Consider the following 19340-nt stretch of genomic DNA (forward strand, 5'->3'; position numbering starts at 1 on the left):
ATTTGCGCGGCGACTGAGGCGCAGTGCTGCGTATCGACGACGATGGAAAAGAGACAGCTAGTTCCGAAAAGGACACATCCAATGTCCGCATCAAAATGCTGCCAGCAATCTACGCGCTACATGCACACAAGCGGCCGTGTCCGCCGTCCGCATTCCACCGAAATCAATGGCCGATTTCGGGTCTGTGACGAGAAGGCTGCTACGGGGGTTATTGGGTGGGAAGCGGAATGGCGGCTTTTGCTATCGCCGTGTCGCCCCCCAGGTGCTAACCAGCTTTTACACGCAAACTATGGTAATCAAAATGACCGGAAGTATCAAACGTCTTACCAAGGTCATTATCCTAATTTTTTGCATAGCTTCTATACCTGCACTATTTACCATAGTTAGCAGTCTTTGGATGTTCTATTTTACCGCAGAAAATAGCCGTAAAAATGTGGCACTTAAGATATTGGCTGAAGATGTTTTCTATGAATCTCGCCGCGAACGTTATGTCTATGGTTTAAAAGACCGACCTTTGAAGCCTCAACTGGTATACTCGTTCGGACAACATACATCTGCTGTCCAACCGCTGATCCTACAATGGCTTCCGTCTTGCTCAGAACCAGAAGTGATAAGTGATCCTGTCAAGCTGCACAGGTTTCGATCGTCCGGGCACCCTTTCTCTCAAAGATTTCAGGAGTTGAGTGATGCCCGAACTGAGGTTTTTGCGAAAAGACTTGGTGTTCTGAACTTGGCCCTTCTCAGATCATGCCTGAGTGCGACCCCGTTCGCCAAGCTGTGTGGAGATTTTGTGGATGAACACTCTGTGGAAGATGCAGCTTTGATCCCCTTGCTGCTCAAGCAACAGGTCATACGAAAATCCGACCAAACCTACTGCTGGGCACAAGGTGAACTAGCAGCACCTACTAACGCCAAATAGCTTGTGTCTACGTCCGCAACGGCGTCGTATCCGGACCGGCAAGTTTTGGGCCGAATTTGCGATTGGCCAACATCCGCGTCACGAGGTGGACCCACGCCCGTGACGCGGCGCGGGCAGCCGTCAATCGTCCGTCGTGTCCACCACTTCCGCACCCGGACCGTTCTTGAGGATCGATTCAATCGCGTTCTTGGCGCTGGCTTTGCTCTTGTAGCCTTCAGTCCAGAAGATCGCTTCGCTGTTGTGGCAGAAATAGGCGACGAACTCTCCGGCCTTGTTGGCGCGGATTTCGAAACGGTGGGCCATCGTGATTCCCCTTGGTTGATCCCGCCCGGAACCTATCACGCAAAATCGCGTGGCAAAGCGCCAATCCGGTCCTATCCGGCGGTGAAGCGGGCGGGGGAATAGACGGCGGCGTCTATCTCTGCGGTCAACCCATCGCGCGGACGGCCCAGCAGCAACTGCGCGGCCAGACGCGCAGCGGCGGGCGCCGTCTGGATGCCGAAGCCGCCTTGGCCTGCAAACCAGAACAGGCCGGGCACCGCCGGATCAAAGCCATAGACCGGCAGGCGATCGGGCGCGAAAGAGCGCAGGCCTGCCCAGCGCCGTTCCAGCGCTGCGATCTTCCAGTCCACCACCTTTTCGAAGCGGTCGATGGCGATGGCAACGTCCAGTTCCTCGGGCGCGGCATCGCCTGCCACATCGGGGATCTCGTCATGCGGGGAAAGCCACAGGCGGCCGCCCTGCGGCTTGAAATAGAAGTCTTCATTGATGCCCAGCACCAGCGGCAGATCGTCTTGCGGCGCAGGATCGGTGCGGACCTGCACGATTGTGCGGCGCATGGGAGCGATGCCGAGCGGGTTTGCGCCTGCCAGCTTTGCCAGTTCATCGGCCCAAGCCCCGGCGGCATTGGCGATCACACCCGCGCGCGCCTCACCCGTAGCCCAAGCGATGCGCCACCCAGCCCCCTCGCGCTCGATCTGGTCCACCCGCGCACGAACGCGCAGAACGCTGCCGGTGCGCTTCGATGCGGCAAGATAGTGCTGGTGGAGGCCTGCCACGTCGATGTCGGCACAGCCCGGTTCCCACGCGCCGACTACCCAGTCTGCGCGCAAGCCCGGCACCCGCTCCGCAATCTCTGCGCGGCTTTGCAAATGCAGCGTCGCGCCGAGCGCTGTATACGTTTCGATGAACGCTGCTACCTTGTCCCGATCTGCCGCTTGCCCGATGTTAAGCGCACCACGGGGGGCCAGAAAGCCACCCTCGCGCAGAAAGTGTCCCGACGCCATCGTCAGCGGCACCACGGCAGGGCCGCCGTAAGTCTCTTCCCAGAACGCGGCAGAACGTCCGGTCGTGTGATAGCCGGGGGTATCCTCAGCCTCTACCACCAGCACACGCGCGTGGGGCGCGCATTCAGCGGCAAGGCTGGCGCCTGCCATCCCTGCCCCGATGATCGCAATATCAAAATCACCAACCAGTCCGTTCACGCGATTTCGGACTCCCCAAGCGCAGGGGCCAACCGATCAAGGAAATCGTCGATGGTGCGGATCACCTTGTCACGCACAGCATCGACCTCGCGCAGCAGTTCGTGCCGCGCTTCCCGCCCCCAGACGGTCAATTGCGCGCGCGGCAGACGGCGCGCCGCCTTTTCAATGGCGCGCGACGAGACCAGACCATCGTACCTGGCAGAAAGTAGCAGCACAGGCTGTTCAACGCGCTCAAGCATCCCCGGTGCATCGAGCACCAGCATCGAAGCGTAAGCCCGCTCGACCCAGCGCCACGATCCCGGCCCCAGCCCAAGGAACGGGCGCGCCGCCTTCCAGTGCGCCTCGTCGGCATAGCGGGCCTCGTCATGAGTCAGCAGCGTATTGCGCGCGGCCAACGTGGTCCCCGGCTTTTCACTGATCTTCCATGCGGTGCGTTCGGGATCGCCGAATCGGCACATCGCTTCGGCCACCTTGTGCAGCACCCGATTCGGCCCCGGCGTGAGGAAGCCGAGCATTGGCGCGCTCAAAACCACGGCAACAGGGTTAATTCTTTTTTCCGCGACACTACGCAGAACCAGATGCCCGCCCATCGAATGGCCGACGATGACATGGGGTCCGGGGGTGGACTTCACCCAGTCTGACCAGAACCCCGCGAGGTCATCAACCCACACCGAAAAGTCGCTGACATGGCCGGTATTGGGGTTAGCGGTCAGTCTACCGGAACCTGCTTGCCCACGCCAGTCCAGCGCGGTTACGCGCCAGCCCTGACCGTGCCAGTAATCCAGTGATTCCAGATACTTTTCATAGAAATCACCCCGCCCCGGCAAGAACAGCAACGAACCGCGCGGGCCATCGCCATCCAGCTCTCCGGGGTGCCCCGGCCAATCGATCCGCCGGATCGCCGCGCCATCGGCTGCATGCCAGAGCGCCTCTGTTGCAGCAGGCGGAATCGCCCGGCGATCAATGTGTCCTGCCGTATTGCTATCGAATCCCAAGCGCCGTCTCCTGCGCAAATCCGCGCCAAGGTTTGGTTACCGTTTGGTAAGTGATTGTCCCGTATGCCCAGAAGCATGCAGGGGAACTTCATCGTTTACGGACTGGTCGGGGCCTTGGCAATCGCGCTGCTGGTTGCCGCCTTCACCGATATCCGCCGCCGCCAGATCGACAACTGGCTGACCGCCGCGATTGCGCTTGGCGCGCCCATCTATTGGTGGGCGGCCGGTCTTTCGCTGTGGCCGGACGTTGCGATGATGGTGGGCGTGGCCCTTCTGGCCTTTGTGGTTCTGGCAGGATTGTTCGCGCTGAAGCTGATGGGTGGCGGCGATGTGAAGCTGCTGACCGCGCTGGCCTTGTGGCTGGCCCCGATGAGCTTTGTGAAGCTGCTCGTCATCATGTCGCTGATCGGCGGCGTGCTCACCATTCTGATGGCGATGTGGCACTTCATGGTGACACGCCGCCGCGATGCAAAGATCCCTTACGGCGTCGCCATCGCCGCTGCGGGCCTGATCACGCTGGCTCCCATGCTGGAGGCCGGATGGCGTTCGGTTACAGGCGCATGAACGCAATATCACAAATCTTAACCATTTTGCCCGAGACATGCGGGCGGGACTTTAACGGGCGGGACAAGTAGTCATGGACAAGAGGAAGCTGATGCTGCTGGTGGGGGCGCTGATCGTCGCGATCGGCACGGCCTTCGCGGCCAGGAGCCTTTTCGCCGGCGCAGGGTCGCCTCAGGCAGAAGCTGCGGCCAAGGTGCCGATGGGGGCCAAAGTCCTCGTCGCCCAGCGCGCGCTGCCAATCGGCACGATCATCACGGCCGATTCCATCAACTTCCAGCCCTGGCCCAAAGACATGGTGCAGGACGCCTACTTCCTTGAAGGCGAGGCAGACCTGCAAAAGCTGCTCGGCACCGTGGTGCGCAACCCGATCACGGCAGGCGAACCGGTGACCAAAGGCAACCTCGTCTCCCCCGGTGACCGTGGCTTCCTTGCCGCAGCACTCGGCGCTGGCATGCGTGCCGTGACGATCCCGGTTTCTGCGCGCACCGGCGTTGCCGGCTTCGTCTTCCCGGGCGATCACATCGACCTCGTGCTGACCCAGACCGTCAAGAGCCAGGGCGATGGCCTGCCGCTCAAGGCCTCTGAAACCTTTATCAAGAACCTGCGTGTACTCGCGACCGACCAGTCGGCTGAACAGGTCATGGTTGAAGGCAAGACCCGCGTCCGCACCTTCAGCACCGTAACGCTGGAAGTGACGCCGAAGATGGCCGAGCAAATCGCGGTTTCGCAGACCATCGGCACGATCAGCCTCTCGTTGCGCTCGCTGGCCGACAATTCGGCGGAGCTGGAACAGGCACTGGCTTCAGGCGACATCAAGATCCCTGCTGGCGCCACCAAGCAGCAGGAAGAAGCGCTGCTGAAGCAGGCGATGAGCCGTCCGCTCGAATCCGCCAAGTCCAGCTTCTCGACCGGTGCCGATGTTTCGCGCTTCCAGCGCTCGACCGCACCCGTGGCGAAGGCTCCTTCGGGCGGCGGATCTTACGAAGGTCCACGGTCGAGCGGAAATGCCGCTCCGGTCAAGACCGGTCCGGTGGTGCGGGTAACGCGCGGTGACAAGACCGAAGACGTCTCGCTGGGGGGTAACTGACCATGAGCGCGTCACGACTGAACCCGACTTTGAAGGGCACACCCATGAAACGCCGTCTTTCCACCACGCTTGTTTCGGCTGCGATGATCGCTACGCCGCTGGCACTGGTGCCGACCACCGCCACGCTTCATGCACAGAGCAGCACCAGCCCTGCGCGGACCGTCACAATCTCGATCGGACGTGGCGAACTGGTAACCGTTCCGGGCCGCATGGCCGACGTCTTCGTCGCCAACGACCAAATCGCCGATGTGCAGGTCAAATCGGCCAGCCAACTCTACGTGTTCGGCAAGGCCGGTGGCGAAACCACTGTCTATGCCAGCAACGCTCAGGGAGCGGTGGTGTGGTCTGCCAACATCCGCGTCGGCAACAACCTCGACTCGATCGACCAGATGCTGCACCTCGCCATGCCCGAGGCACGCGTCAACGTGGCCACGATGAACGGCACGGTGCTGCTTACCGGCACAGTTGGCGCTCCTGAAGATGCTGCCGAGGCCGAGCGTCTGGTCAAGGCATTCGTCGGTGACAAGACCAATGTGATCAGCCGCCTGAAAATGGCAACGCCGCTGCAGGTCAGCCTGCACGTGAAGTTTGCAGAAGTCAGCCGCTCGCTGGTGCGCACCATCGGCGTCAACCTGACGACGATTGATGGCACCGGCGGAATCAAGTTTGGCGTTGGTCAAGGCCGCGCTATCGGCAGTAACTTCACTACCGATCCGAACCTGCCGTTTGGCGTGGGCGCAGGCAACGGCTCCACCATCGGCTACACTATCGACCCCACGAAAATAACCGCGACCAATCCGACGGGCATTGTGGAAAAAGCTGGTAGTTCAGTAAGTTCGTTGGCTTCGGGCACCACGATTGCAGGCATGGGCAAGCTGCTCGGCCTTGATCTGCTGGGCGCGCTGGATGCGGGCGAGACGCTCGGTCTGGTCACAACCCTGTCCGAACCGAACCTCACAGCGATTTCGGGTGAGACGGCAGACTTTCTGGCAGGCGGCGAATATCCGATCCCCGTGTCGCAAGGGCTTGGCACGACGTCCATCGAATACAAGAAGTACGGCGTCAGCCTTGCCTACACGCCGACGGTTCTGGCCAATGGCCGCATCTCGATCCGCGTGCGTCCTGAAGTGTCGGAGCTTTCCAGCACCGGCGCGCTCAAACTGGATAGCATCGAAATCCCGGCTTTGACCGTGCGCCGTGCCGAAACCACGGTGGAGCTTGGCTCGGGCCAGTCGTTCATGATCGCGGGGCTGCTTAGCAACAGCGCGCAGAACACGCTGACCAAGATGCCCGGCGCGGGGGACATTCCGATCCTCGGGTCGCTGTTCCGTTCGACCAGCTATCGCAAGGGCGAGACCGAACTGGTGATCGTGGTGACGCCTTACCTCGTCAATCCGGTCAACGCCAATGACATCAAACTGCCGACCGACGGGTTCCAAAGCCCCAACGACCTTCAGCGCCTGCTTGGGCACATGGATCAGGACGGGGTGACGGGCGGTGACCGGCCAAAGCCTACCGAGAAGGAAGGCTCTGTCCAGTCCGGGCCAAAACTCGGCGCTCTTGATGCAGACCGCCGCAAGGACAAGCAGGTTGCCAGCGTGCAGCCCGGCTTCAGCGTCCAGTGAGAAAGGGACCAGTCATGCGTAACACTCTCAATCGCGGCACCACCGCAGCGCTCGCCCTCTCGCTTGCCGTGACGCTTTCAGCCTGCTCGGCGAACACGCCTGAAAACCGCATGCTGAACTCGGTCCACCAGCCGGTGGTAGAGCGTGACCGCTTTGTTTTCGACATCGAAACCCTGCCCGGCGGCGGTCTTTCGGTAACCGAACAGCGCCGCCTCGCAGGCTGGTTCGAAAGCCTCGGTCTGAAGTATGGCGACAAGATCGCACTCGATGATCCGCTCCAGTCCAAAGCCACCGTGGCGTCGATTGACGCTGTGGCCGGACGCTGGGGGATGTACGTCGATGGCCCCGCACCGATGACGCCGGGCTATGTCTCGGCAGGCGGTGCGCGCATTGTCGTGACCCGTGCCAAGGCTTCGGTCCCCGGATGCCCCGACTGGTCCGCAAAGTCCGATTTCTCGATGAGCAACAAGACCAGCACGAACTTTGGTTGCGCCATCAACAGCAATCTTGCCGCGATGGTCGCCGACAAGGAACACCTCATCCAGGGCGCAGCCGGCACCGGCGAAACCGTGGTGATGAGTGGCACGAAGGCCATCGACAGCTACCGCGCAGCCAAGCCCACCGGCGAAGCTGGCCTGAAGAGCAACAACACCTCTAGCGCAGGAGGGAACTGAGCCATGAGCCTCAAGAACTCAACACGCGATGCCTTCGCCGCCTTCATGTGCGACGAAACCGCGCTGGACGTGCTCCGCTCGGTCGTGGTCGACATGGGCTGGGCACCGGAAAAGTGCCACCGTGGCGGCCTGCGCAACGCGATCCAGTCGCTTTCGATCACTGCCAGCCCGAACATCCTGATGGTCGATCTGTCGGAAAGCGGCGATCCGCTCAACGATATCAATGCGCTGGCCGAAGTGTGCGAGCCCGGCACGGTTGTCATCGCGGTGGGCCAGGTCAATGACGTGCGCCTCTATCGCGATCTGGTCGCTTCGGGCATCCAGGACTACCTGCTCAAGCCGCTCAACCCCGGCCAGATCCGCGATGCGATGGTGCAGGCGCAAACGATCTTTGCCGCGCCCAAAAGCCACGATCCGATGGGTGCGCGAAAGCACATCTCGATGGCCGTGGTCGGCACACGCGGCGGAGTTGGCGCGTCTACGCTGGCAACCTCGCTGGCGTGGCTGTTCAGCACCGAACACAAGCTGCCCACCGCGCTGCTCGATCTCGACGTGCACTTCGGCACCGGCGCACTCACGCTCGATCTCGAGCCGGGACGCGGGCTGACCGATGCCATCGACAATCCCAGCCGCATCGACGGGCTGTTCATCGAACGCGCGATGATCCGGGCGAACGACAATCTGGCAATCCTCTCGGCCGAAGCGCCAATCAATTCGCCGCTGATGACCGATGGCAGCGCCTTCGTGCAGCTGGAGGAGGAATTCCGGCAGGCGTTCGAGATGACCGTGATCGACATGCCACGCAACATGCTGATCAATTTCCCGCACCTGCTGGCTGATGTGAACGTGGTGGTGCTGGCCACCGAACTGACGCTTTCGGGCGCGCGCGATGCGATCCGCCTGCTGTCATGGCTCAAGAGCAACGCAGCGCATGCCCGTCCGATTATCGTTGCCAACAAGGTTCAGGCCGGGGCGAACGAGATCAGCAAGGCCGACTTCGAAGCCTCGATCGAACGCAAGATCAACTTCATGGTGCCCTACGACATCAAGGGTGCCTCGAACGCGGCCAAACTGGGCCAGACATTCGTTGCGGCCAACCGCGCGTCGAAGGCCGGTGGCCTGCTGCGCGACATCGCACACGCAGTGATCGGTTCGGTTGACGATGACGGCAGCACAACTGCGGATGCGGGCATTGATACACGCAAGGCTTCACTGCTGGGCAAGTTCGATCTGAAGAAGATGCTGGCCAAACCGAAGGCCAAAACAAAAGCCAACGCCTGAACCTTTCCCTGAACGGGTAATGCAATTGGCGAAACAGACGTTTGAGATGACAGGAAGGCACCGGCAATGACGAGCATTCTGCAGCTAGTGGTGATGGCAGTTGGCCTGATGCTGGCGATGGTGCTGGGCTATGCTGCCCTTGCCGGCCCATCCGCCTCGAAGGAGAGCGGACGGCGCCTGCAATCGGTGCGCTTCCGCCACTCCGACAAGGCCGTCGACAAGGTCGAAGCACAGTATCGCAAGACGGTTGCAAACCGCAAACCGGGCGCGATGAAGCTTGCCGGTTCCGGCTCGCGGCTGGAAGCGCTCGCACTGCGGCTGAAGCGCACAGGCAAGGGCTGGACCCTTTCGCAGTATCTCTATGTCAGCGGCGGCATTGCGCTGGGGATCACCGCGCTGGTCTATATAAAGAGCGGTGCGCCGCTGCTGGCGCTGGCGGCCGGGGTTCTGATCGGTGCCGGGCTTCCGCATCTGGTTGTTGGCATGGCCATCAGCAAACGTATCGACAACTTCGTCACGCGCCTTCCCGATGCGCTGGACCTGCTGGTGCGCGGCCTGCGCTCAGGCCTTCCGGTGACCGAAACGCTCGGCGTTGTCGCCAGCGAGTTGCCCGGCCCGGTGGGCGAGGAATTCAAGCTGGTGACAGACCGCATCAAAGTGGGCCGCACAATGGAAGATGCGCTGCAGGACACTGCAGACCGCCTCAACCTGCCCGAATTCAACTTCTTCTGCATCACGCTCGCCATCCAGCGCGAAACCGGCGGCAATCTGGCTGAAACGCTGGCAAACCTTTCGGACGTGCTGCGCAAACGCGCGCAGATGAAGCTGAAAATCAAGGCGATGAGTTCTGAATCCAAGGCTTCGGCCTACATCGTCGGCTCGCTGCCGTTCATCGTTTTCGCGCTGATCTACACGATCAACCCCGAATATCTTGGCAAGTTCTTCATCGACGAACGTCTGATTATCGCAGGCGCAGGCGGGCTTACCTGGCTCGGCATCGGGGCCTTCATCATGGCCAAGATGGTCAGCTTCGAAATCTGAGGAAAAGGGACAGGCCATGATACAAAACCCGCCCGGACCGACACTCCTCGGCTTCGACGTTTACCTCCTCGGTTCGATCCTGATTGGCATTGCTGCCGCTGCGGTCCTGCTTGCCATCTACGCCGCGATCACCGTCCGCGATCCAATGGCCAAGCGCGTGAAGGCGCTCAACGAGCGGCGTGAGCAGCTCAAGGCCGGCATTGTCACCAGCAGTGCGCGCAAGCGGACAAGCATCGTCCGCCGCAACCAGACGACCGACCAGATTCGCGGCTTCCTCGAATCCCTCAAGGTGCTGCAGGACAGCCAGCTTTCGGTCGCGCAGCAGCGGCTGGCGCAGGCTGGCATCCGCAAGAAGGAATGGGCGGTTGCGATTATTCTGGGCCGCCTGATCGGCCCGATCGTGCTCGGCATCATTGGCGGACTCATGTTCTACATGTCCGACATGTTCCCCGAATGGACCCCGTTCAAGCGGTTCATGGGTTTTGCCGCATGCCTCATTCTGGGCTACAAAGCGCCTGACATCTTTGTCAAAAACCTCGTCAACAAACGCACCAACGAAATCCGCAAAGGCTTGCCCGATGCGCTCGACCTGTTGGTGATCTGCGCCGAAGCTGGCCTTACCGTCGACGCCGCGTTCAACCGCGTGGCCCGCGAACTGGGCCGTGCCTACCCGGAACTGGGCGATGAATTCGCGCTGACCGCCATCGAACTGTCGTTCCTGACCGAACGCCGCAATGCCTTCGAAAACCTTGCCTATCGTGTCGATCTGGATTCGGTGAAAGGCGTGGTCACCACCATGATCCAGACCGAACGCTATGGCACTCCGCTCGCATCTGCGTTGCGCGTACTGTCTGCCGAATTCCGCAACGAGCGCATGATGCGTGCCGAGGAAAAGGCCGCGCGTCTGCCAGCGATCATGACGATCCCGCTGATTCTGTTCATCCTGCCCGTGCTGTTCATCGTAATTCTCGGTCCGGCATCCTGCTCGATCAGCGACAGCCTGATCAACAAGAAGCCCTGATCGCGAGCAGGCACGATCCGCAAAAGAAAAACCCCGCAAGGCCAGCGCCTTGCGGGGTTTTTCAATTACCTTCAACTAGGTGTCAGCCAGCTACGACCGCGTGGTCAATCGCCCCGAAAATGCTGCGCCCCTTGGCATCGCGCATTTCAATCCGCACCGTGTCTCCGGCCTTCAGGAACGGCGTGGCAGGCGCGCCCGCTGCAATCGTTTCGACCATCCGCTGTTCGGCAATGCAGGCGTAGCCGCGCCCGCCCTGCCCCGCCGGACGGCCCGGTGAGCCATCCGGATCGCGGTTCGATACCGTGCCAGACCCGATCAGCGAGCCTGCGCCAAGGCTGCGGGTCTTGGCCAGATGGGCGATCAGCACGCCGAAATCGAACGTGCATTCCTCGCCCGCCTCGATCCGGCCAAACGCTTCGCCGTTAAGGTCCACCATCAACGTCCGCGACAGCTTGCCGCCGCCCCAGGCGTCGCCCAAGGCATCGGGCGTGACAAACACAGGTGAGAAATGGCTGGCCGGCTTCGATTGCACAAAGCCGAAGCCTTTGGCCAGTTCGCCGGGAATGAGGTTGCGTAGCGACACGTCGTTTACCAGCCCGACCAACCGGATATGGCGCAGTGCCTGCTCGGCAGAAACGCCTTGCGGCACGTCGCCCGTCACCACCACGATCTCCGCCTCGAAATCGCAGCCCCACGCCTCATCCGCCAGCCGGATCGGATCGCGCGCGCCGCGCAGATCGTCGCTGCCGCCCTGATACATCAGCGGATCGGTCCAGAAGCTTTCGGGCAATTCCGCCCCGCGCGCCTTGCGCACCAGTTCAACGTGATTGACGTAAGCGCTGCCATCAACCCACTGAAAGGCACGTGGCAGCGGGGCACAGGCCTCACGTTCGTGGAAGCGTTTGCGCGGAATTGCACCATGCGCCAGTTCGATGCCCAGCGCCTCGATCAGCGGATAGAACCGGTCCCAATCGTCCAGCAGCGCCTGCAGCGTCGGCACGATATGATCGGCGTCGGCATACCATGCCAGATCATCGGAAACGACGATCAGCCGCCCATCCCGCCCCTGTGGCAGCGAAGCCAGCTTCACTTCTCGTCGCCTTCAAGCGCGCGTGCGGCCTTGAGCAGCTTTTCGAGAATGCTGCGCAGCTTATCCTGCTCGCGCGTGGTGATGGCTGAAAAGATCTTCTGGTACATATCCACCGCCTGTGGCCAGATCTGCGCGTGCAATTCACAGCCCGCTGCGGTCAATTCCAGGTGATGCGAGCGCCCGTCGTTCTCGTTTGGGCTGCGCTGCAAAAAACCTTTGTCCTCCAGCACCTTGCACGCCCGGTTCACTGCCACCTTGTCCATCAAGGTGGCACGGACGAGATCGCGCTGGGTCAAAGGGCCGGCATCGCCCAGCACCGCCATGATCCGCCATTCGGGAATCTTCAGGCCAAATTCGCTGCGATATTCGCCCGCAATAAGCCCGCTCACCGCATTGCTGGTGATGGCCATGCGATAGGGCATGAAGTCGGTAAGGCGGGTCTGTGTTCCTGGCATGATTTCGTATCACATGAAACCAGCTTGGTTTGCAAGGGCGAAATAAAGTGTCACCAAGCGGCAAGCGAAGCGTTAATTCATTGCCGGAGGGCGGGCCAGACGAAATTTTCTTTATCCGGCCCTCGCAAACCTATTGCAGGAAAATGGGCGCAGCATCGTTCCATGCTGCGCCCATTTTGCAAGGTCCGCCGGTCAACCGGCGATCAGCGCGCCAGAATGCCCGTCATGATGAAATCGACGGTATGCTCGCGGTAACTGTCGCGCAATTCCTCGGTCAGCGTGTCCTGATCGAAGCAATGTTTCAGCACCAGCCGCGCGGAAAAGAATCGGTCAGCTGCACCAGTCACGGTGAAGTAGAACAGTTGCGGGTTGATCGGCCGGAATACGCCCGCTTTCACCCCATCGCCGATGAAGCGGTTATAGGCCCGGTGCAGCGGCAGCAGATATTTGTCGGCAATGCGCTTGGCCTCGGCCTCGTCGCTGTCGCGGACCAACCGCATCAGCAGGCGGTTGAGGTAGGGGTATGTGTAATAGGTATCGATGCACTTCGAGATATGCAGCCGCAGCTTGTCTTCCGGACTCATGTCGTCCTTGGCCAGCAGCGCGTCGACCGAATGGACGATGTTCGCCATGTCCCGGTCGAGCATCGCTTTGAGCATCCCGGCCTTGTTGCCGAAATAGTATTTCACCAGCGCCGAATTCAGCCCGGATCGCAGGCTCAGTTCCGAAAGCGAAATGTCGACGACATCGCCTTCACGCATGATGTTGGATGCGGTCTGCAACAGCAGATCGCGCGCGCCCGGCGTCTCCAGGCTTGGCCCTTTTTCCACGTCCACACTCATTCCCAACCCGGTTCGCTCCACCACGGATAAAACGACGGCATATCCGAAGAAACGCGTCCCGGGTAGCGGGGAGCGCGTTTTTCAAGGAAACTGGCAATTCCTTCGGCGGCATCGCCCCCGCGCGACAGCGTGTAGATTGCCCGGCTATCGACCCGGTGGGCTTCCATCGGGTGCGAAAGGCTGGGGTTGCGCCACAGCATCGCGCGCGTCATCGCCACCGAAACCGCGCTGGTATTGTCGGCAATTTCGCGCGCCAGCGCCACGGCTGCGGGCATGAGATCTTCCGGTTCGTGCAAGGATCGCACCAGCCCTCCCCGCAGCGCCTCTTGCGCATCAAATATGCGGCCCGTCATGCACCATTCCAGCGCCTGCGCCGTGCCCACGATGCGCGGCAGAAACCAGCTCGAAGCCGCCTCGGGCACAATCCCGCGCCGCGCAAACACCAGCCCGAACCGCGCCTTCGTGGATGCAAGGCGAATGTCCATCGGCAATTGCATGGTCACGCCCACACCCACTGCCGCGCCGTTGATCGCGCCGATCACCGGCTTTTTCGATTCGTAGATGCGCAGCGTAATCATCCCGCCACCATCGCGCACGCGCGGGTCAGACAAGTCCTCCACCGCATCGCCGCTGGAGAAAACGTGCTTGCCATCATCGGGCGTCAGGTCCGCGCCTGCACAGAACGCCCGGTCGCCCGATCCCGTCACGATCACCGCCCGCACGCTGTCATCGGCATCGGTGCGGTCGAACGCATCGATCATCTCGGCCATCATGGTGCCGGTATAGGCGTTCATCTTCTCGGGCCGGTGCAGCGTCAGCGTGGCGATGCCTTCGGCGATGTCGAGCTTGATCTGCGTGTAATCGGCCAACAAAACTCTCCCGAAAACCCTCCGCACCCCCGCGAAGGCGGGGGCCTCAGGCCAAGGGCGCGCCCCGCTTGTTGCGAGTGCGCGCCCTCTGTCACATCAACGCGGCGCCATGCGGATCGCACCGTCAAGGCGCACGTCCTCGCCGTTGAAATAGCTCGTCTCGATCATGCACATCGCCAGATTGGCATATTCTGCCGGTTGACCGAGCCGCTTGGGGAACGGCACCGAAGCCGACAGCGCATCGCGCACGTTCTGCGGGGCACCTGCCAGCAGCGGCGTATCGAAAATGCCGGGCAGGATCGTGTTCACGCGGATACCCTCGGCCATCAGATCACGCGCGATCGGCAAGGTCATGCCCACCACGCCACCCTTCGATGCGGAATAGGCTGCCTGCCCCATTTGTCCGTCTTCAGCTGCAACCGAAGCCGTGTTCACAATCGCCCCGCGCTCGCCAAATTCGTCACACGGATCAAGCGCCATCATGCCCGCAGCCGACTTTGCGATGCAGCGGAATGTGCCCACCAGATTGATCTGGATGATCCAGTTGAACGCATCCATCGGGAAATGCTTGATCTCGCCCGTTTCCTTGGAACGGCTTGCAGTCTTGATCGCGTTGCCGGTGCCCGCGCAGTTGACCAGAACGCGCTCCTGCCCATGCGCCGCGCGCGCCTTGGCAAAGCCTGCGTCCACGCTCTCATCGCTGGTCACGTTCACTTCGCAGAACACGCCGCCGATTTCAGCGGCCATTGCCTCGCCCTTGTCCTTCTGCAAGTCGAAGATGGCAACCTTCACGCCCTTGGCGGCAAGCGCCCGGGCGGTGGCGGCACCAAGGCCGGAAGCGCCGCCGGTCACCACGGCTGCTACGGTATTGTCGAGCTTCATCAGATAAGTCCTTCTTCCTGAATACTAAAAATCAAAGCGCTTCGATGATCGTCACGTTGGCAACACCGCCGCCTTCGCACATCGTCTGCAAACCATACTTGCCGCCCCGCGCCCGCAGCGCATGGACCAGCGTTGCCATCAGCTTCGTCCCCGATGCGCCCAGCGGATGGCCCAGCGCTATCGCGCCGCCATTGACGTTGAGCTTTTCAGGGTCCGCGCCGGTATGCTTCAGCCACGCCATCGGCACCGAAGCGAAAGCTTCGTTTACCTCGTAAAGGTCGATGTCGGCCATGCTCAGCCCCGCCCGCTGCAACGCACGGTCAGTGGCGAACAGCGGCTCTTCCAGCATGATCACCGGATCGCCCGCCGTCACCGTCAGGTTGTGAATGCGCGCCAGCGGCGTCAGCCCATAGGCCTTGAGCGCCGCTTCAGACACCACCAGCACCGCGCTCGACCCATCGCAGATCTGGCTGGAACTTGCCGCCGTGAGTGAACCTTCAGGCTGCAACAGCTTTACCCCCGCAATGCTCTCCAGCGTCGCGTCAAAGCGGATGCCCTCGTCCACGCTGTGCATCGCCGGGCCTTCGGGCGTCTCCACCTCAACGCCGACGATCTCGTTCGCAAAAGCCTGCGCATTGGTCGCCGCAATCGCCTTCTGGTGGCTGGCAAGCGCAAAGCGGTCGAGGTCGTCCTTGGAGAACCCATGCTTCTTCACGATCATTTCCGCGCCCACGAACTGCGAGAACATGATCCCCGGATACTTCTCCTCCAGCCCCGGCGATTTGTAGTGCCCAAGGCCTTCCTTCATGTGGAACGTGGCGTTGGATCCCATCGGCACGCGGCTCATGCTTTCCACACCCGCCGCAATCACCACGTCCTGCGTGCCAGACATTACCGCCTGCGCCGCAAACTGGATCGCCTGCTGCGATGATCCGCACTGCCGGTCGATGGAAACCGCAGGCGTCGATTGCGGCAGCAGCTTTGACGCCAGCACCGCATTGCGCCCCACCTGCATCGCCTGCTGTCCGGCTTGCGTCACGCAGCCCATGATCACATCGTCAACAACGGTCGGATCAAGCCCCACCCGCGCGATGATCGCATCAAGGCTGCGCGCGGCCAAATCCACCGGATGCACGCCTGCCAGCCTGCCACCCCTGCGTCCTCCAGCCGTGCGCACGGCATCGACGATATAGGCGGTTGCCATTATTCCGACTCCTCTCAGAAACCTTTAATCGAACGATTAAGCAGCCTGTGCCCACTGGTCAAGCACACTTGTGCCAAACGCCCCTCCACCGCATAGACCCGCACGTGAGCAAGGAATCCGCCCTCATCGCCGCCCTGCGCGCGCTGGCCCCGCACCCCGCCGCGCGCGGATTGCAGGACGATTGCGCCGTGCTCGATTTCGGCGGCGAAACCATGATCCTCACGCACGACATGATGGTCGAAGGCGTCCACTGGCTGCCCGGGCAGGACATGGCCGACGTCGCCTGGAAACTCGTCGCCGCCAACCTGTCAGACCTCGCCGCCAAAGGCGCGGAACCCATAGGCGTCCTGCTCGGCTTCACGCTGGGCGAGGATGACACGCGCTTCCTCCACGGCCTGAACGAAGCCCTCACCGCCTTTGCCGTCCCGCTGCTCGGCGGCGATACCGTCAGCGCCAACGGCCCGCGCAGCCTCGGCCTCACGGCCCTTGGCCGCGCCACCTGCCGCCCTGTGCCAGACCGTCGCGGCGCCAGTCCCGGCGATACGCTCTGGCTCACCGGCCCTGTCGGCGCAGCCATGCTCGGCTTCGAGGCGTTACGCGACAAGACCGACGCCAGCAGCACCGCCTTCCGCCGCCCCCTGCCCCGCCTCGCCGAAGGCCGCGCCCTGGCCCCCATCGTCACCGCGATGATGGATGTATCTGACGGCCTCCTGATCGACGCCGCCCGCATGGCGCAGGCCAGCGCCATCACCTTCGCCATCAACAGCACAAACGTCCCCTTCCCCGCCAGCCTCCCCCCCGCCCGGCAAGACGAAGCCATGCGCTGGGGCGATGATTACGAACTGCTGTTCACGCTCCCCCCCGGCACAAATCCCCCTATCCCGGCGCACCACATCGGCACGGCCTCCTTACCTTCGGGCAGCCCAATCATCGTCGATGGTGCAGTGCCGCATAATAATCTGGGTTACATGCACGATTAAAAACCCTTTGACCCACGTCATGGAAAGGCTTGCGGGTCAGAAATAAAACGATAGCTTCCCGTCCACCCGCAACGACGGGTGCGGGCCTTTCGGGGTCCGGCAAATAAAGGGGGATGCCAACGTGAACCTTGTCGTATTATCGATACTGCTAGGGTTGCTGGCCATTGTTTATGGCTTCGTGACCAGCCGTCAGGTGCTGGGCGCACCGGCGGGCAACGCCAAAATGCAGGAAATTGCCGCCGCCATTCAGGAAGGCGCACAAGCCTATCTGAAGCGCCAGTACACCACCATTGCAATTGTCGGCGTGGTCGTCGCCGTCATCATCGCCGCCACTTTGGGCGCGATTTCCGCCACCGGCTTCGTCATCGGCGCAGTGCTTTCGGGCGTCGCGGGCTTCATCGGGATGAACATTTCCGTGCGCTCAAACGTCCGCACGGCGGCGGCTGCACAGAGCGGCCTTCAGGCAGGTCTCACGCTGGCCTTCCGCGCAGGCGCGATCACCGGCATGCTGGTGGCAGGCCTTGCCCTGCTCGCCATCGCGGTGTTCTATCACTACCTGACCGACATCGCTGGATACACCGTGGGCGGCGATGATCGCACCGTGGTCGATGGCCTCGTCGCGCTTGCCTTCGGCGCATCGCTCATCTCGATCTTCGCGCGTCTGGGCGGCGGCATCTTCACCAAGGCGGCAGACGTCGGCGCTGACCTCGTCGGCAAGGTTGAGGCTGGCATCCCCGAAGACGATCCGCGCAACCCCGCTGTCATTGCCGATAACGTGGGCGACAATGTGGGCGATTGCGCCGGCATGGCCGCCGACCTGTTCGAAACCTATGTCGTCACCGTGGGCGCAACAATGGTGCTCACCGCGCTGCTGCTCAAAGGCTTGGGCGCGGCCCTTGCCCCGATGATGGCGCTGCCGCTGCTGATCGGCGGCGTGTGCATCGTGACCTCGATCATCGGCACCTATTTCGTCAAACTCGGCAGCTCGAACAACATCATGGGCGCGATGTACAAGGGCTTCCTTGTCACCGCCATCCTGTCTGTCGGCGCGATCTGGTGGGCCATCGACTATGCCCTTGGCGGCATGGAGGTGGCGATGAGCTACACCGTGCTGGCTGATACCGTCACCTTCACCGGCCGCACGCTGTTCTACTGCTCGCTGATCGGCCTGATCATCACCGGCCTGATCATCTGGATCACCGAATACTACACCAGCACCAGCTACCGCCCGGTGCGCTCCATCGCCAAATCGTCGGAAACCGGGCACGGCACCAACGTGATTCAAGGTCTTGCCATCAGCCTTGAATCCACCGCCATGCCCACGCTGGTGATCTGCGCAGGCATTATCGGTGCCTACCAGCTCGCCGGCCTCATCGGCATTGCCTATGCGGCAACCGCGATGCTGGCGCTGGCTGGCATGGTCGTCGCGCTCGACGCTTATGGCCCTGTGACAGACAACGCAGGCGGCATTGCCGAAATGGCAGGTCTGGACGATTCGGTCCGTGAAAAGACCGATGCATTGGATGCCGTAGGCAACACCACCAAGGCCGTGACCAAGGGCTATGCCATCGGCTCCGCTGGCCTTGCGGCACTCGTCCTGTTTGCCGCCTACACCACTGACTTGCGCGAATTCTTCCCGAACCTCGCAGTCAGCTTCAGCTTGGAAAATCCCTACGTCATCGTCGGGCTGCTGCTCGGCGCGCTCCTGCCGTATCTGTTCGGGGCGATGGGCATGACCGCCGTGGGCCGCGCCGCCGGAGACGTGGTGATCGACGTACGCACCCAGTTCCGCGAAAATCCGGGCATCATGGCGGGCACATCCAAGCCCGACTACGCCCGCACCGTAGATCTCGTCACCAAGGCTGCAATCAAGGAAATGATCGTGCCATCGCTGCTGCCGGTGCTTGCGCCGATTGTGGTATATTTCGTCATCACCGCCGTCGCAGGCCAGGCCAACGGCTTTGCGGCCCTTGGCGCACTCCTGCTCGGCGTGATCGTCGGCGGGCTGTTCGTCGCCATCTCGATGACCTCGGGCGGCGGCGCATGGGACAATGCCAAGAAGTACATTGAAGACGGCCACCACGGCGGCAAGGGCAGCGAAGCCCACAAGGCTGCCGTCACGGGTGACACCGTGGGCGATCCCTACAAGGACACCGCCGGACCTGCCGTCAATCCGATGATCAAGATTACCAATATCGTCGCGCTGCTGCTTCTGGCCGCGCTGGCAAGCAACGCAGCCGGATAACTGGCGCAACCCACAAGTTGGGGAGAGGAGACCCCGCCCGGCGCAATCCGGGCGGGGTTTTTCTTTTGCCCTCACGTTAACC

At 61.9% G+C, this 19340-nt stretch carries 19 protein-coding genes; 10 read left to right on the plus strand and 9 right to left on the minus strand.

Annotated elements, in window-relative coordinates:
- Positions 1-301: 301 nt before the first annotated feature.
- The gene (locus Q8R81_RS01095) at positions 302-919 is read left to right on the plus strand and encodes a hypothetical protein (RefSeq protein WP_305615332.1); all 618 of its coding nucleotides are present in this window, start codon (positions 302-304) and stop codon (positions 917-919) included.
- A gap of 120 nt (positions 920-1039) precedes the next feature.
- Here the strand turns inward: Q8R81_RS01095 and Q8R81_RS01100 are convergent, their stop codons facing one another.
- From Q8R81_RS01100 to Q8R81_RS01110, 3 genes are all read right to left on the minus strand, one after another.
- The gene (locus Q8R81_RS01100; RefSeq protein WP_305615334.1) at positions 1040-1222 is read right to left on the minus strand and encodes a DUF1508 domain-containing protein; all 183 of its coding nucleotides are present in this window, start codon (positions 1220-1222) and stop codon (positions 1040-1042) included.
- Between the two features lie 71 nt (positions 1223-1293).
- Positions 1294-2355: an NAD(P)/FAD-dependent oxidoreductase gene (locus Q8R81_RS01105; protein ID WP_371135279.1), complete on the minus strand. Its 1062-nt coding sequence runs from the start codon at positions 2353-2355 to the stop codon at positions 1294-1296.
- A gap of 44 nt (positions 2356-2399) precedes the next feature.
- Entirely contained in the window at positions 2400-3398 is a 999-nt protein-coding gene (locus Q8R81_RS01110) for an alpha/beta fold hydrolase (RefSeq protein ID WP_305615338.1), read from the minus strand.
- Positions 3399-3473: 75 nt separating this feature from the next.
- Here Q8R81_RS01110 and Q8R81_RS01115 point away from each other — a divergent pair, with 75 nt between their 5' ends.
- The 7 genes from Q8R81_RS01115 (at position 3474) to Q8R81_RS01145 (ending at position 10691) form a co-directional block, all read left to right on the plus strand.
- Positions 3474-3962, plus strand: coding sequence for a prepilin peptidase (locus tag Q8R81_RS01115; RefSeq protein ID WP_305615340.1), 489 nt, complete (start codon positions 3474-3476; stop codon positions 3960-3962).
- Between the two features lie 73 nt (positions 3963-4035).
- Positions 4036-5049 carry a Flp pilus assembly protein CpaB gene (cpaB, locus tag Q8R81_RS01120; protein WP_305615341.1) on the plus strand — a complete coding sequence of 338 codons (1014 nt, stop codon included), beginning with the start codon at positions 4036-4038 and terminating at the stop codon, positions 5047-5049.
- Between the two features lie 44 nt (positions 5050-5093).
- On the plus strand, positions 5094-6674 hold the full coding sequence (locus tag Q8R81_RS01125; protein ID WP_305615343.1) for a type II and III secretion system protein family protein: 1581 nt from the start codon (positions 5094-5096) through the stop codon (positions 6672-6674).
- A gap of 14 nt (positions 6675-6688) precedes the next feature.
- A complete protein-coding gene (locus tag Q8R81_RS01130; RefSeq protein WP_305615345.1) occupies positions 6689-7348 on the plus strand; it encodes a CpaD family pilus assembly protein in 660 nt (219 codons plus the stop codon).
- A gap of 3 nt (positions 7349-7351) precedes the next feature.
- A complete protein-coding gene (locus Q8R81_RS01135; protein WP_305615347.1) occupies positions 7352-8629 on the plus strand; it encodes a pilus assembly protein CpaE in 1278 nt (425 codons plus the stop codon).
- 66 nt (positions 8630-8695) lie between these two features.
- Entirely contained in the window at positions 8696-9670 is a 975-nt protein-coding gene (locus Q8R81_RS01140) for a type II secretion system F family protein (RefSeq protein ID WP_305615349.1), read from the plus strand.
- Positions 9671-9686: 16 nt separating this feature from the next.
- Complete coding sequence (locus tag Q8R81_RS01145; protein ID WP_305615351.1) at positions 9687-10691, plus strand: type II secretion system F family protein; 1005 nt, start codon at positions 9687-9689, stop codon at positions 10689-10691.
- 82 nt (positions 10692-10773) lie between these two features.
- Here the strand turns inward: Q8R81_RS01145 and Q8R81_RS01150 are convergent, their stop codons facing one another.
- From Q8R81_RS01150 to Q8R81_RS01175, 6 genes are all read right to left on the minus strand, one after another.
- Positions 10774-11781, minus strand: a complete 1008-nt coding sequence (locus tag Q8R81_RS01150) for a fumarylacetoacetate hydrolase family protein (protein WP_305615353.1) — start codon at positions 11779-11781, stop codon at positions 10774-10776.
- The gene (locus tag Q8R81_RS01155; RefSeq protein WP_305615355.1) at positions 11778-12236 is read right to left on the minus strand and encodes a MarR family winged helix-turn-helix transcriptional regulator; all 459 of its coding nucleotides are present in this window, start codon (positions 12234-12236) and stop codon (positions 11778-11780) included. The genes Q8R81_RS01150 and Q8R81_RS01155 overlap by 4 nt, the downstream gene beginning before the upstream one ends.
- Positions 12237-12439: 203 nt before the next feature.
- Positions 12440-13078 carry a TetR family transcriptional regulator gene (locus Q8R81_RS01160; RefSeq protein WP_305615357.1) on the minus strand — a complete coding sequence of 213 codons (639 nt, stop codon included), beginning with the start codon at positions 13076-13078 and terminating at the stop codon, positions 12440-12442.
- Complete coding sequence (locus Q8R81_RS01165; RefSeq protein WP_305615359.1) at positions 13075-13947, minus strand: crotonase/enoyl-CoA hydratase family protein; 873 nt, start codon at positions 13945-13947, stop codon at positions 13075-13077. The genes Q8R81_RS01160 and Q8R81_RS01165 overlap by 4 nt, the downstream gene beginning before the upstream one ends.
- Positions 13948-14043: 96 nt before the next feature.
- The gene (locus Q8R81_RS01170) at positions 14044-14829 is read right to left on the minus strand and encodes an SDR family NAD(P)-dependent oxidoreductase (RefSeq protein ID WP_305615361.1); all 786 of its coding nucleotides are present in this window, start codon (positions 14827-14829) and stop codon (positions 14044-14046) included.
- Between the two features lie 31 nt (positions 14830-14860).
- Entirely contained in the window at positions 14861-16033 is a 1173-nt protein-coding gene (locus Q8R81_RS01175; RefSeq protein ID WP_305615363.1) for an acetyl-CoA C-acetyltransferase, read from the minus strand.
- A gap of 104 nt (positions 16034-16137) precedes the next feature.
- On the opposite strand from Q8R81_RS01175, the gene thiL reads away from it, so the two are divergent.
- Together thiL and Q8R81_RS01185 are read left to right on the plus strand one after the other, a co-directional pair.
- Complete coding sequence (gene thiL, locus Q8R81_RS01180) at positions 16138-17013, plus strand: thiamine-phosphate kinase (protein WP_305615365.1); 876 nt, start codon at positions 16138-16140, stop codon at positions 17011-17013.
- A 121-nt stretch (positions 17014-17134) separates the two neighbouring features.
- Complete coding sequence (locus Q8R81_RS01185; RefSeq protein ID WP_305615367.1) at positions 17135-19258, plus strand: sodium-translocating pyrophosphatase; 2124 nt, start codon at positions 17135-17137, stop codon at positions 19256-19258.
- Positions 19259-19340 lie beyond the last annotated feature (82 nt).

It is taken from the genome of Novosphingobium sp., from assembly GCF_030696665.1.
Taxonomy (GTDB): domain Bacteria; phylum Pseudomonadota; class Alphaproteobacteria; order Sphingomonadales; family Sphingomonadaceae; genus Novosphingobium.